Genomic DNA, 15,464 nt, shown 5'->3' on the forward strand with positions numbered 1-15,464 from the left:
TAGAAACAGCCCTCTCTGTATTATAAATTCTCTTATTTAACTACATTTAATTTCCTGTTGTACTCGCTTTTTCCTGTTGAGAAACGTGCGGTATAAATACCTGTCTCAAGTTGACTCAAAGAAACTTCGAGTTGTCCGTTCTGAACCGTGAAACGCTCGCCTGCAACTAATTTTCCCTGAATATCGAATAGTTGAACAAATAACTCATCTGATTTAATCAAACTTGCATCGATGTTGATGAACGCCTTGTCGGATGCAGGATTTGGATAAAATTGTCCGATTCCTTCTGCGGCAGTCTCTTCATTTATACCTACACCTACGCGTTGAATGGTTGCTCTGATCATCAGGTCCTCAATATCTCTGTATCTGTATTCAGAAGGTGTACCTCCCAAAACTTCAAAGGTGCGGTTACTGAAAGGTGCAACCTGATCCTGACCTAATGAAACACCATCTCCCGCCATTCCCCATAACACATAAAATCCACCGCTGTCTATACGAACAAGTTGATTCAATACAGAGGTAGAATACACTCCTGTTGTGAATGTTCCCGTAGCAACAAACACAGAATCTAATAATGTACCGGGAAGTTTATTAGGACCGTCATCAGCATAAACTCTCATCGTATAACCTACACCGTTAGGATCAGCAACAATTAATGCAGCTACTTTATTGATATCGCAAGGGTAGAAAGGGGGGATGAAATAATTCGCACATCCGCCATCTCCGCCATTCCAGGATATCCCTGTCGCCGCAGCCACGCCGTTATCATACGAAAGAAGGATTTCATTCAGTGTAGTATCTACTACTTGTAATTCCTGCGTTTTGATGTTATTACTTGCAGCCGCGTCACCGGGTAATGTAGTCGTATTGATAAAACGGAAGGTGCCGGCATTGACGGGAATAAATGGATTAGCCATCGTCAATACTTGCGTTTGTCCGGGTTGCAATGTGTCGGTCAGGATGGTGTTGGAAACCTGAACAGCATTGCTTGGTGAAGCACGAACAATTCCACTAACATTAAAAGGAACAGCTACTGTGTTTCCGGTATTCACTACTTCAGAACTAAGGACATAAGCTCCTGCTGCATTTTTCGAAATGAAGAGAGCAGCAGTTTCAGGATTTCCGGCGAAGGAAGTGCCGACATCCGTAATTTGCTGAGTAGTGAAGGCAGGAGGATAAAACTTCACAGCATATTGAACTGGAGGATAGATATTTTGATTCCACATTAATCCATCGTTCCCTGAAACATTCTCTATTCCTACAGTAACAAAGCTTGTAGTGGAAAGACTGACTCCGGTTTGCGTTAAATATTGAAATGTAATTGTACTATCTGCATAATTCATTAAAATCTGAAACGTGTTTTCACCGGTGTATGATGGGGTTCCGGATGTCCAGAAAGGTACACTATCCCAGGTCACTATCACCGAATCCTGCGCAGTGCTGGTCCAGTAATAACAGCTGGCAGGATTTCCGGTAGCAGGACCCGTCTTGTCGAAATTTAAATCCGTCATCATTGGACCCAGAAAATTGTTTTTTGTTGGATCAGGTGTTGGAATGAGCGGAAATGGATGTGCAAAGGAAGCATTCTGGAAAATAAGGTATCCGTTTGATCCTATCCAGAAACGATCTACAGTATACCAGTAAAATTGAAATGGACTCGGAAGGAAGAAGGGTCCAACAATATTATCATCTGCCAAACCTGCTATTTCTACTGTGTTTGGAGATGTGGAAATATCAATCCAGTTGAAAGATGGACCATTGGGATCGTTACTGTCCCGCCAAATATTTCCGTAAACATCAGGGCCTCCCGATGTTTGTGCCTGCATGCTCAATGTAGATGCAATGGCAATCATGATGAGTATAATTTTTTTCATAGTGTAAATGATTAGATTTAGCTTATTGGACTAAATTAGTAATATATTTTTATAACAGATGAATTGTTTTAATTTCAAAGACATATTGTGAAAAATATTGTGTATAAATAATTGAAAATCATGATTTTGAAAAGTTATTGAAATCGGGAAATTTTGCCTTGCTTATCCGAAACTTAAAAATCCAATCGTCCCACCGGTAACAATAGCGAGGAGTTTATAAATGTTAAATCGATGATCGCTGCTGGATTCAAAAAGAATGGTGGTGCTGATATGAAGAAAAATTCCAATGACAATCGCCATGATTTTATCATAATTGGCGGCAAGTCCTTCCAGAGAACTTTGATGAACTAAATTGCCCGTTAATGCTCCCAAAGGTGCCATTGCAGCAAAGAGCACAAGGAAAAAGAATGACATTTTTTTGTTTACGCCTGAAGCAGTCAGCATACTCATCAGCGCAAATGCAACAGGAATATGATGCAGAATGATGCCATACAAAAGGGAATGGGAATGCAGATGATCATGTCCGGTACTTTCCAAAGTGCTCAAGGGTATACCTTCGAGAAAACTATGTAAGGAAAGGCTGATCATCATGGTCAGAGGAAAGGCATCGTTTTTCTTCTTGTGAACATGAATATGGCCATGCTCAATTCCCTCTGAAAAAAGTTCAAGTATAATTTGTAAAAGAAAACCGATCATTATCCATGCACCGATAGATGGGCCACTATTGGTATATACTTCCGGCATTAAATGCAATACACTGATGGCAAAAAGAAATGCTCCTGAAAACGAAAGTAGTAATTTCAGAAAACGATGGGAGGGCTTTTTAATAAGGAAAAATATCCCACCGCTGACGAGAACGGAACTAAAGAGTAAAATGTAATCAACGTAAGGCATCTGTTATAATTTCCTGGTCACAAATATAAGTCGTTGCGAGCTCTCCGGATGAAATCCCTCCAGATGATAATCACCGTAAGTTTCCAATAGCTTTAAGCCGGAATGTGCAAAGAAGCGATAGAAATCTTCAGCATAAAGAATTCTGACTTCTTCTCTGAAAGAAGTCCGGATGCCTTTATTTTCAATGTCAATATGTTTTATGATTTTACCATCTTCAATTTTCTTCGTGATTTCGAAAGTCGTGTCGTCAATAATTTTCTTTTCAAAGGGTTTCAGCTCCCGTAAGGCTAAATGTAAATTCAGGAAATCAATGATGAAGTATCCGCCTGCTACAAGACTTGCCGCTGCGGCCTGTATGGCTTTTTCATTTTCGTGTTCACGGTCAAAGTAACCGAAGCTGGTGAAGAGATTAAACACGGCATCAAAATAATTTACTCTGAAAATTCGTCGCATATCGTGCTGGTAGAAATGCAGGTTTTCTGTTTCAAACTGCTTGCAATAGGTGATATTTTCTCCGGATAAATCTACCCCGGTCACGTTAAAACCCTGTCGATTCAGATAGAGGGAATGACGGCCTTTTCCGCAAGCCAGATCCATTACTTTGCTTTCGGCAGGTAAATGAACCCTGTTAAGTAAGAGGTCTAAAAATGTTTTTGCTTCGTCTTTGTCGCGCTCTCTGTAAAGTAAATGGTAATACGGCGAATCGAACCACGTTTCAAACCAGGGACTTTCAGTGGACATGCAGCAGGGCGAGGAGTCTAATGTTTATTTTGACAGCGGGTAGTACTGAAATCAGGTTTCAATTAGAAATCTAATGGAGTGCTGAGCAAAGATATTCATTATCACCTCGCATGGCTATTTTAAATTAAACTAATAAAGGAGTAATTAAATTGTTCAATCAGTTTGTTTTCAAATAGATGCAATTCTTTAAAACGAATAAAATCCCGAATGCACGAGGTGAACTGTTCATTTCGCAGATATAAAATGAAAAGACTTTTCGTTAATCCTTCCATAAAGGGGCATTAATACAATATTCAGTTTAATTTTGGCTGCAATGAAAAAGCCGGATTTAAAAACCTTGCCCGGAAAGCTAAGGGTGTGGAAACATAAAAGGACCTTGCCTGGTGCAGCGCCGGGTGCGATTTCGCTTTCGCCTGATGCTGTACCTCCTAAATTGTATTTGACTTCTTTCAGTGCTGAGTTGTTGCTGGAGACACCTGTTGACTCTTTGGACATGATTAAGGAAAGAATTAAAAGTCATCCGGATTTGTTACATTGGGTCGAGTTGAAGGGTTTTGGAAACCGAGCCTTGCTGGAAAATTTTTGTCATGAATTTGGAATTCATCGTCTTGAAATGGAAGATGTCATCAATACCTATCAGCGTCCCAAGCTGGAAGAATTCGAGGATCATCTGTTTATCGTGACCCGATTGTTAAAAATTAATCAGGATGCATCACTGCGTAACGATCAGTTATCTTTATTTCTATTTGGAAAAGTTGTTATTACTATTCAGGAAAATTATGATGAGCATTTTGAATCCGTGAGAACCAGAATACGTACCGGCAAAGGACACCTGCGTTCCTCTTCTGCTGATTACCTCGCCTATACATTGCTGGATTCAGTAGTGGATACTTATTTTCCCTTGCTGGAGTTTTTCGGGGAGAAACTGGATGAACTCGAAGATGAATTGTTTACATCTCCTTCTCGTCATTCCTTACATAAAATTCAGATTATAAAAAGAGAATTGATTGTATTGCGCCGTGCCGTTTTTGCGGAGAGAGATAAAGTAAATGACCTGCTGCGATCGGCTTCACATCTTATCGGAAATCAAACAAAGTTGTTTTTTCGGGATACCTATGATCATACCATACAGGTGATGGATCTTGTGGAAAGTTACAAAGAGATCACGGCATCGCTGATGGATATTTATCTTTCCAGTGTCAACAACAGAATGAATCAGGTGATGAAAGTCCTGACGATTATTTCTACCATTTTCATCCCGCTTACTTTTATTGTGGGCGTGTATGGAATGAATTTCTCCTATACCGATCCTGCGACCGGTGAAGTCTTGAAATGGAATATGCCCGAATTGTACTCCCCCTACGGATATTTGGGGGTGATGATTTTTATGTTCTTAGTGGTGGTGGTGCAACTGATTGTATTCTGGCGCAAAGGCTGGATGAATAAAGGCGGTTAAGCAGAATGAAGAGCGGGAGTTATTTCGTAGATGTTATTTTACCCTTGCCTTTACCGGATTTATTTACCTATTCGGTTCCTGCTGCGATGGTCGATCGGATCATTCCCGGTACTCGCGTTGTTGTTCAGTTCGGAAAGCAAAAAGTTTATGCAGCATTGGTTTTTAAGTTACACACTACTGCTCCTTCCTTCTACGAGGTGAAACCGGTGATGGATATTCTGGATGAAGTCCCTGTGATTACGGAAGTGCAGTTTAAAATCTGGAAGTGGCTTTCCGATTATTATTTATGTACTCCCGGGGATGTGATGGCAGCAGCATTGCCTTCTGCCTTGCGTTTGCAAAGTGAATCGCGTATTGTAAAAAATGACGATTTCAAGGGAGATGTTTCATCCTTTACAGATCGGGAGTATTTGATTTATGAAGCGCTGGAAACTCAGGCTGAATTATCACTGCATGATATTGAAAAAATTCTTTCGCTGAAGCATGTGATGCCGGTGATCCGAAGTATGATCAATAAAAAAATCATTCTGGTGAGGGAAGAAGTGGATGAACGGTATAAACCCAAATGGGTGGAGTATATTGCCGTGAATGATAAACTTTTTCCGGAGGACCGTCTCAACGATCTGCTAAATACACTCGAGAAAAAAGCACCCAAGCAACTCGACCTTTTATTAGCCTACTTTCAAATTTCTCGCGATAGCGGAGAACCACAGGTGAATAAAGCAATGGCCTTGAAGAAAGCCGGTGTGACGACAACGGTCCTGCAAGCGCTGCTGAAAAAGGAAGTTCTTCTTCTTTCGCAACGAAGAGAGGATAGGGTAGGGCATTACGAGGGTAAGATCATTCCTCCCTTCGCGTTAAATCCATTTCAGGTGCAGGCGTTACACGAAACGAAACAAGCATTTTCAGAGGGGAGTGTGGTGTTATTGCATGGCGTTACCTCTTCCGGTAAAACGGAGTTGTATATTCATCTGATCACCGAACAATTGAATGCCGGTGCACAGGTATTGTATTTATTGCCGGAGATAGCATTAACAACACAGTTGATTGGTCGGTTGCAAAAACACTTCGGTGACCGTCTACTCGTATATCATTCGCGTTTTAACGAGCAGGAGCGCGTTGAAGTATGGAATAAAATCATTGAAGACAATGGCAACGCATCTTCAACCGGTAAACTGGTCATCGGTGCCCGTTCAGCGGTGTTTTTACCTTTTAGTCGCCTCGGTTTGATCATTGTAGATGAGGAACACGACCACTCCTATAAGCAAGTAGATCCTGCACCGCGGTATAATGCGCGGGACATGGCTATCGTGATGGGAGGCTATCAGGATGCCCGTATCCTGCTGGGAACAGCTACGCCCAGTATGGAATCTTACTACAATGCTGTATCCGGTAAATATGCCTTGGTGACCTTGGATCGCCGTCATGCAGAATTGCAAATGCCGGATGTGTTTGTTGTGAATATGAAGGAAGCGAGGAAGCGGAAATTGGTGAATGGTCATTTTTCGAATATGCTCATTGAACAAATTACAGATGTTTTAGCGCTGGGCGAACAGGCGATCTTGTTTCAAAACAGAAGAGGTTTTGCTCCCTACCTGGAGTGCAATATCTGCTCCTGGACACCGCTTTGCGTGAATTGTGATGTATCATTGACCTATCATAAAAAGAAGAATGAATTGCGCTGCCACTATTGCGGCTATATGCAAACGTTACCTGTGAAATGCGCGGCCTGCGGGGATCAGGATTTAAGGATGAAGGGCTTCGGCACGGAACGGATCGAAGAGGAATTGCAACTCGTTTTTCCGGAGGCAAGAATTGCGCGACTCGACTATGATACCACGCGATCGAAAACAGCGTACCATCGGATCATCACCTCTTTCGAAGAGGGTGCAGTAGATATTCTGGTGGGAACGCAAATGGTGACGAAGGGCCTTGATTTTGATAAGGTGCAACTGGTAGGGATTTTGAATGCCGATGCTATCCTCCATTATCCGGAGTTCAGAGCGCATGAACGGGGCTTTCAGTTATTGGCGCAGGTGAGTGGGAGGGCAGGAAGAAGAAAGCATGGTAGAGTCTTAATTCAAGCCTACGATGTTAGTAATCCTGTGCTGTCGTTTGTGGAAAGACACGATTACCCGGGATTTTACATGCATGAACTGAATGAACGATATAAATTTAGTTATCCTCCATATTTCCGTCTCATTGAAATTCGTGTTAAGCATCGCGATGAGACGCAATTGGATCGGATGTCAAACGAACTATCGCTCATCCTTCGTTCCCTCTTCGGAAAACGCGTACTCGGACCCACCACACCCTCCGTGAACCGCATCAGAAATTATTTCCTTCGCCATTTACTGATCAAACTTGAAAAAACCCTGAGCGTAAAAGAAGTTAAAGCAAAACTCAGCCAGGCCCTCGAAGCCTACCGCAAAAAACCCGAAAACCGACAACTCATTATTCAGGTAGATGTAGACCCGTTGTAGGGGATCAAAATTTTACTTACTAAAATAGAATTGATGAATTGATGAATGGATGAATTAATGAATGTTTTGAATTATTATAAAGTATTTGCTTTAGGAAAAATCCTCCGTGATTCTGTGTGCCCTTAGTGCCTTAGTGGTGAAAATGAAAATTCCTTCGAAGACGAGAAATCGTCATTCATCTAAAATTAATTATTATTATTCGGCAATATAAATTATTTTAAACCGAAAGTGACTGCAAAGGTGTCACGCAAATCCCGATAGCTATCGAGAGCTGAGGCGCAGTCTCCTTCGCTGAAGCTACGAAGTCCAAAGGTCTCCTTCGCTGAAGCTACGAAGACCGAGGGAGCCGCTATAACTTCATTAAATTAATCATTCATACATCACATCTTCAAACCTGTCTCCCGCCAGGGAGATCATATCACTTTCAAATTATCAAATCAAAATTTGACTAACTTAGACGAAACACTTTCCGAATCAGTAATTAAATTGACCAAATAAACCCCATTCGCCACCGCATTCATCGAAATCTCTCCCGTCACATACCCTCCCGCTATCACCTCAATTTTCTTCTCATAAACCAACCTCCCTTCCATATCAAACAACCGCAAACTTCCCGTTCTTCCTTTGAGTTTGGAGGCGTTGACGTGAATCATATTCCATTCGCTATTGTACCATGCTTGGAAGAACGCTTGCTGTGGGGGTTGAAGATTTTCAACCCCTACCGCAAGCGTATCACAAGGCGAGCCCACCCAGGCTCCCATTTCGTAATTCGGGTTATGGGGTAATCCTCGATACGTGCGGTGACCTCCTAAAGGAAAAGAAAATAGCTGAAAATCACACGCTGCACCAAGGCTATCAGGATAATTGATGACAGTTAAATTTGAATTAACTGTATTATAGTAGCCTGAAACATATGGATATGAATTACCAGGGAGACTTGACCAGGAGCTAATATATATTTTATTGTCAGGTGCCAGTTTCATCATTACAGGAGATGCTGAATCCGGGATAATTCCTATCAAGGTTTTTGATCCTTGGATGTTTGTGGAATTTAAATCAAACTGATATATATAATTTTGAGAAATTGTGTTTTTAAAATCCAACAAATATAAGAATCTATTATTTGAAGAGAATGCAATACTAAAATAGAAACCTCCAGTAGGATTCGACGGCTCAATATTGACCGGGCTCGATAGCTGACCGGTACATCTGTCAAAGTCATAAAGCTCTATTAAACCTTCCCAATCACATAAGGCCATTTTGGAACCATCAGAATTAAAAGTTAAATCACCGTCTCTTGTTCTACGCAATGAGCCTAAATTTTGAATAGAAACTGGCGTTATTCCAATGGAATCCAAATGATATAAAAAAAAGGAATTATCATAAATCAAAGTTGTGTTATTCCACTTTCGTGTAACCAACCACCAATCTTTACCATTACCATTTCGTACAGCCATTAATCCATCAAACATTGCAGCTGAATCCAGTAAGTAATTTTTTTGAATTACTTCTCCTAGCCCTCCTTGCATTTTTAAATCTACCACATTACTATACAATCCATAATTGGGCCCTGAAACACCTGCCACGAATACATAAAACGTACTATCCAGCATCGATTTTGGAACGATTAGAATATCATGGTACCAACCCAGACAGATTAAGGAGTCGCCATTTTGCATTTTTTGATGACTTCTATTTATTAACTTACCTCTTTGTGCCAATGAACTATTATAGGCTGTTGCATTTGTTGAGGAACCATAAAATAATAAATTATTGTTATGATCAGCAATTGATACTGAAGCGGTCAAATAGGCTTCACTTATTGTAAAATAAGTTACCGGATTTGTAAAAATCACCCCGGCACTATCACCAAAGCACCAGACTTTATTGGAATACTGTGCTTGCAAGGGAAATGCAATATTGAATAACAAGGTTATCGTAAGATTCAATACAAGAAGCCGGTAAAATAAAGTCTTATTCACAGCTTTACAATTTTTAAGTATTGATAATTACTGTTTATATCAGTTATACGAAGCATATAAGTTCTTGAAGTATTGACTGAGATATCCAGGTTGTTACTATCAAATAAAATACTCTTAATTTTACGGCCTGACAAATCAAACATTTCCAGTTGCTTAATATTTTCAGGTAAAATATTAATTAGAGTAAATCTACCTGAAGTTGGATTGGGAAAAGCTTTGACCTTTTCGAGTCTTGTAGTAGATTTTATTGAAGCTTTCCTTGCACCGCCCGTCCAATCATCTTCCAAGTCCCATTTCAAAAGGGCACGGGCTATAAATACCGCCTTACCTCCAATCAATGAATGCAAGCCGGCAATTTCTTCTAATGTTGATGTGTCAGCAGATGTAAATGGAGAATGATTAAATTTACTTTCCAGTAGAATAATGAAAACCTGTTTTAAATTTGTTTCATAATCACAAGTATCATCAATAATTTCCAATAGCGAGTCAGCTTCATCAATGTTATTATTCGCTATCAGTTCCATCACTTTTCTGAACTTTCCAACGTTAGAACTGTCCAACTGAAGATACTTATTTTCAAAATCCTCGTCTTCTTCATTCAAGACTAAACGAGATTGATCGTTTCGGAAGTAGGTGTAATAGGAATCGAACCTGTTGTAATAAGTCTGAATCGCATATTCACCTTCATAGCGGGCAGTATCAAAAGCGATATCAGCATAGGAATGTCTTCTTTGCCAGGCGGTACTATCTAAATTACAGCCTTCCTCCGTTTCATCTGCAAAACCGAAGGGAACGACAGTTGGGATAGATTGATTATTTTGTTTTACCGGAGACCGAATATTACTATAATTAACAGCACCATCATGGTACCAAAAAATAGGGAATCTGGATAATCCCTCTACTCTGATATCACTCGAAGAATTTTTCCATTCATTAACATATCCTATATTGGTAGTATTATTTTCTCCCTGGATGGTTCCGATATCTGTGTCCAGAATTCCTTCAAACCCGAGTTCAATACCATGGTCATAGTATGCAAACTCATTTCTTTTCATGATCACTTGTGCATTGGTCCCTAAAAAATGTAATGCAAAACCTGTATTATCAATTTTATTACAATTAAGCATCGGTACATTGGAATCATTTACCCGTATTCCTGTAACATGCATACCTAGATCAGCATGATAACTACCTGCTTTAACAATATTACCGTAAATATAACAGTCCGGAGAATTTTCGACTTTAATTCCACGGTAGGCAAGTCCATTTTCAGAGTCAGGATCAGGATGAAAGTAAATGATATTATTATCTATTTTCACATTACCTGCATTCAACAAATTGATTCCTACACGCGATTGCCATTCTTCAACAGTTTCACTTCCTATTGTGTTGCTTTCAATAATTCCTTGTGCTTGAAAGTTAATTGAAAGCGGGTTGACAACAGAAATTGCGCTTGTTATGAAATTTTGTGAGGAAGAGGACATCACAGCATCATAAAAATAATTTTCTTTCACTTCAAAAAAGGTTTCTGTGCTTAAATTATAGAGATAAATAGCCTTTTTAAAATCATAAAATTTATTTCCTCCCAGAATAGAAATCGTATTATTTTGAGTACTTTCAATCCTTATGCTTGCCGTTAGAATTGCATCATCTGTGGAATTGCCATCATCAACGCCAAATTCATTGTTTAATATATTGAAATTTGCCTCTCCCGATGAATTTATTCCATAATTGCAGTGTCCAAATTTATTAGAAGGATTTGTATCATCATGACCAACAACTAAACTTCTACCCCAAAAGTAGGTAGCATTATTCAAATAAATTGCGGATCCTTCATTTGTTTGAATGTTGTTATTTCCGTGGCTTAATATTTCATCAAACTCATTATTCCACACCTCAGCCCCACTGTTTTCCATTCTTATACCAAAGGTGGAGTTTTCAATGATATTAGGAGCTCCGCCCGGCACGCCGATTCGAACCCGCTCAACATCTTTTAAATCAAAGGCTGTAAGTTTATATTCGTTATCATAAGGTGGCATCAGTAGATCGTTATCGGATGTAAAAGTACAACCGCTGATGCTGTATTGCCCGGTGCTCTGCATTCCGTTACTGATGCCCCGCAAATAGTTTTCAAATTGGATATCAATGTAGTTATTATTAAATGTGCAATTTTCATCCATCGTCAAATCATCCATTTTCAAATCAACTCATCGCGAGGCTTCGCGATCAAATTTTCAAATTAATTCAATTCTACCAACAACTGCAAATAAAGCAACCTCCCAATCAAAGGTCCTCCGTAAACTTCATAGTGAAGATTTTCAAGTATATTGGAACAACCAAATTTTAAAGTGGTTTTTGTTTCAGGAAAGCGTTTGTTGATTTGTGCATCCACCACTCCATAATCTTCAATGGAACCGGTGAATTGTGGTGAACCCTCGAAAAGGAATCCCTGTACCCATTTATAATTGATGCTAAAGCCCCAGTTGCTTCCTATCTTATTGTCAATGTTTAGTCCGCTGAATCCGACATTGAATTTATTTTTGGGAGTATTGAATGCAGGAATTAAAGGATCATCAGAACCATTTCTGTCGAGTTCGTTCCATGACCAGTTTCCTGATACGGAATAGAATTTACTGAAATAATAATTCAATCCAACCGTGAATCCCCGGGTAGTTACGATGTCTTCCGAGTTGGTGGCGACCCTCAAAATATTATTTAAAAATATAGGCAAAGGTGATCCTTGTGCAACGGTGACATCTGCCCCCAGCTTATAACCGATAAAATTTTTATAGGTGCTATAGTAGGCATTCATGTCCATGAATAATCGTTTGAATAACGTTACCCTATAGCCGACTTCTAAGGTTTTTACTTCCTCAGGTTTTACCGGACTCACATTAAAATAGGAAAGAGTATCCACATTCTGATCATTGAATCCGGCAAAGAGGGATTCCAGCGTAACGAGGGAATCAAATCCATTCAGATTACCAATGAGGATCGCTCTTCCCACCTGATAATATAAATACTGATCAGCCATAGTCGGATTACGGATGGCGGAGCTGAAGGAGAGTCGAAAAGTTTGGTTGTTGTCCGGATTGTAAACGAGGGAAGCCGCCGGTGAAAAGAGGTAGTCGAAATTTTCATTTTTATCCATCCGAAGCGTGGCATTGATTTTTAAACGATCAGAAAAAATCTTTTGTCAATACCGGCATATAAACCATATTCAGAATTTTCAATGACTCTGTTGTTGGTGTCGCTGAAAATGGTACCGCGGGAGTCGGGGAGGTATTTCCTGAAATTTGCTCCGGTGGTGAAGAGGAAACTGTCGATGTTGAATTTATACTCTCCATGAATATGATAGAGCGCTGACTTATCATAAAATTTCGAACCTCCTCCGGAAAATGTTTCTCTGGAGGTGATGCTTGAAAAGGCCGAATCAAAGGAAGCTGTGCCGGGCTGATAAGTAGCCTGATTTCCAAGTATGGGTTGTCCAGCAGTATTGGCATAGGCCGCCGCTCCGGCATGATAGAGTTGTAGCGAGTCGTAGTAATTCTGGATCAGAAATGGATTGATGGATGCCAGATATTGCAGGTAATCGGGGTATTGTGAGACTTGCGGAAACCCGGGAAAATTTCTGATTTTTTGAAAGTAACTGTTGCTGTTGAAGAAGAATACATAGTCTTTGATATAATCCGCATCGTCCTTTACGGCGCGTTGCAACAGTAATGCTGTGAAAAATGCATCATAGGAATTTCCGGCATTTTCATTGGTGATGTATCCTCTTAAAAAAAACTTATCCGGCTTACGGATTTCCAGTCTGTTTTGAAAGAAGAGAATATCTTTCAGACTATATCTGTTATCGCCCTGATACACTGTCGTGCCGTACCCAAAATTAGAGCTGGCAATGATTTCTGTTTCTTTTCCAATCTTATAATGCAAAGCACTATTTAATTTTAGATTTCTGGTGTTGTAATCAACGATGTCTTTTTCAGCATAGCCCTTTCTGTATACAATTCCAATACCCGGCCGCAAGGCGGGAACCAGACTAAAATCTCCTCCTGAATAATATTCGTCACCGTAAACATTTACCGCATCATAGCCTCCCGGATTGTCAATACCACTCCTGGATTGCGGCGTTGCTGCTCTGTTATCTGCTTCCCAATCATTGGCCGTCAGATAAAACGCATTGAATTTCATGCCGAGTTTCTCAACTCCCGCTTTGTTCTTTTTCACCACGGCATAACGTATCGCGGTCTCCATTAAATTCCGGCTACCCGTTTTGAAACTGACCTCTAATCCCGGCTTCACAAACGGACTCCTCGTAGTCATACTGATTACACCATTAAACGCATTAGGTCCGTAGAATGCAGAACTGGCGCCTACAATTAAATCCACTTTGAGGATATCCAATTCAGAACTTCCGAGGAAATTACCGAGTGAAAAGTTTAATCCCGGAGCCTGATTGTCCACACCGTCAATGGTCTGAAGTGAACGCACCGGCGAAGTACTGTTAAATCCCCGCGTATTCACTACTTTAAAACCCAGACTCGCTGCAGTGACATCTACGCCCTTCAATGCACCCAAACCATCATAGAAGTTGGCGGCAGGTGTTTGCTTAATCGCGATACTCTCCATGGCCTCTACCGTTAGTGCCGATTCCCGTTGCTTTTCCGTCAGCCGCGATTCCACCACACTGACCTCTTTTAATAATTTTTCATTGGTACTCAAAAAGATTTGAAGAGGGGTGTTGGGATTTTGGATGTTGATTTCTTTCAACTGGTATCCGATATAAGTCACAACAATGGTAAAGGGCGCACGCTGCCCCTGTGTTTCCAGATTAAAATTGCCATCAATATCGGTAGTGGTTCCAATGGTGCTTCCCTTAATAGAGATAGTTGCGCCAATTAATGCCTCTTTTGATTTTTCATCTTTTACTACTCCTTTCAGGACTTGTGCAAACCCGGGAATGCCGGCTAAAACCAATAGAAATAGTAGAGTTATAGGACGCATATTTATCAAGGGGATAGATTTGGTTTAAAACAAAAATAAAGAATTGTTGATTAACGTTCTTATTTAAATTTGAATAGTTATGGGAATTATGTGGAAAGAAAGTCATCGCTTCGTTTTAAGTAATCATAGTAATTTGCATTTTTGTACCATGTTACGCGCGTTTCTTCTGATGTTACTGATCTGTTTCGCAGGTTCGGTTAAGGCCCAAAAAGAGAATTATCAGGTCTTTAAGGGTGATACCATCAACCGGAAGGACAGTAAAGGGTTGAAACAAGGAAACTGGAGGAAATATTACCGCACGGATACCCTTTGTTCTGAAACCGTTTTCAAGAATGATAAGCCTATTGGCATTTCCAGAACCTGGTATGAGAGTGGGAAGCTCAAGGCTGAAGTAACCTTTGAGAAGGATAACCGAAAATCAAATGCTGTTTCCTATTTTGAGAGTGGGAAGGTCATGGCACGAGGCAGATATTATAATTTAAAGAAGGACAGTGTCTGGACCTATTTCGGGGAAAATGATTCCGTCAGATCAATAGAAATTTACAGCAAGGGGATGCCGGTCGGATTGTGGAAAGTGTTTTATGAAAATGGAATGCCGGCGGAAGAGAAATCGTACCTGAATGGTAAACGGAATGGTGCTTATCGTCAATTCAACGATAACGGCAAGCTCCTTTTTGAGATGTCTTATAAGGAGGATAAAGAAGAAGGCCCCGTTAAAATTTATTATGAAGATGGGAAGATCCGTGAAACGGGTACCTACAGGTCGGGATTAAAAGAGGGCTCCTGGCTGGAGTTTGATAAAACCGGCAATATTGTTAAAAATGAAGTCTATAGAGCCGGTGTGTTGGTAAAGAAACCTTAAATTCAATTGTTGAAAAAATCCTGATTGCGCAGTTTTTCATCTGATTTTAAGTCCTATTTTTCTTTAAAATAATTCTAATAATCGGAAGAATATGATGAATGAAAGCAATACTCAAAAGGATTTATTTTCAGATCTGAGTTTAACCATTGACAGGCTTTATCTCGT

The 15,464-nt window shown here is 40.2% G+C and carries 8 protein-coding genes and 1 pseudogene; 3 read left to right on the forward strand and 6 right to left on the reverse strand.

Annotated elements, in window-relative coordinates:
- Positions 1–32: 32 nt before the first annotated feature.
- The 3 genes from IPJ86_07340 to IPJ86_07350 form a co-directional block, all read right to left on the reverse strand.
- Entirely contained in the window at positions 33–1,874 is a 1,842-nt protein-coding gene (locus tag IPJ86_07340; GenBank protein MBK7887105.1) for a T9SS type A sorting domain-containing protein, read from the reverse strand.
- A 162-nt stretch (positions 1,875–2,036) separates the two neighbouring features.
- A complete protein-coding gene (locus IPJ86_07345) occupies positions 2,037–2,768 on the reverse strand; it encodes a ZIP family metal transporter (protein MBK7887106.1) in 732 nt (243 codons plus the stop codon).
- A 3-nt stretch (positions 2,769–2,771) separates the two neighbouring features.
- A complete protein-coding gene (locus IPJ86_07350) occupies positions 2,772–3,509 on the reverse strand; it encodes a class I SAM-dependent methyltransferase (protein MBK7887107.1) in 738 nt (245 codons plus the stop codon).
- Between the two features lie 313 nt (positions 3,510–3,822).
- Here IPJ86_07350 and corA point away from each other — a divergent pair, with 313 nt between their 5' ends.
- Positions 3,823–4,965: a magnesium/cobalt transporter CorA gene (gene corA, locus IPJ86_07355; protein MBK7887108.1), complete on the forward strand. Its 1,143-nt coding sequence runs from the start codon at positions 3,823–3,825 to the stop codon at positions 4,963–4,965.
- Positions 4,966–4,970: 5 nt separating this feature from the next.
- The gene (gene priA / locus IPJ86_07360) at positions 4,971–7,448 is read left to right on the forward strand and encodes a primosomal protein N' (protein ID MBK7887109.1); all 2,478 of its coding nucleotides are present in this window, start codon (positions 4,971–4,973) and stop codon (positions 7,446–7,448) included.
- A gap of 437 nt (positions 7,449–7,885) precedes the next feature.
- Here priA and IPJ86_07365 read toward each other — a convergent pair whose 3' ends face one another.
- From IPJ86_07365 to IPJ86_07375, 3 genes and pseudogenes are all read right to left on the reverse strand, one after another.
- Positions 7,886–9,430, reverse strand: a complete 1,545-nt coding sequence (locus IPJ86_07365) for a T9SS type A sorting domain-containing protein (GenBank protein ID MBK7887110.1) — start codon at positions 9,428–9,430, stop codon at positions 7,886–7,888.
- Entirely contained in the window at positions 9,427–11,610 is a 2,184-nt protein-coding gene (locus IPJ86_07370) for a T9SS type A sorting domain-containing protein (protein MBK7887111.1), read from the reverse strand. Before IPJ86_07370 ends, IPJ86_07365 begins: the two co-directional genes overlap by 4 nt.
- 59 nt (positions 11,611–11,669) lie before the next feature.
- Positions 11,670–14,437, reverse strand: a pseudogene (locus tag IPJ86_07375) (TonB-dependent receptor).
- A 79-nt stretch (positions 14,438–14,516) separates the two neighbouring features.
- Here IPJ86_07375 and IPJ86_07380 point away from each other — a divergent pair.
- A complete protein-coding gene (locus IPJ86_07380; GenBank protein ID MBK7887112.1) occupies positions 14,517–15,299 on the forward strand; it encodes a toxin-antitoxin system YwqK family antitoxin in 783 nt (260 codons plus the stop codon).
- Positions 15,300–15,464 lie beyond the last annotated feature (165 nt).

It is taken from the genome of Bacteroidota bacterium (assembly GCA_016713925.1).
In the GTDB taxonomy this organism is placed as follows: domain Bacteria; phylum Bacteroidota; class Bacteroidia; order AKYH767-A; family OLB10; genus JAJTFW01.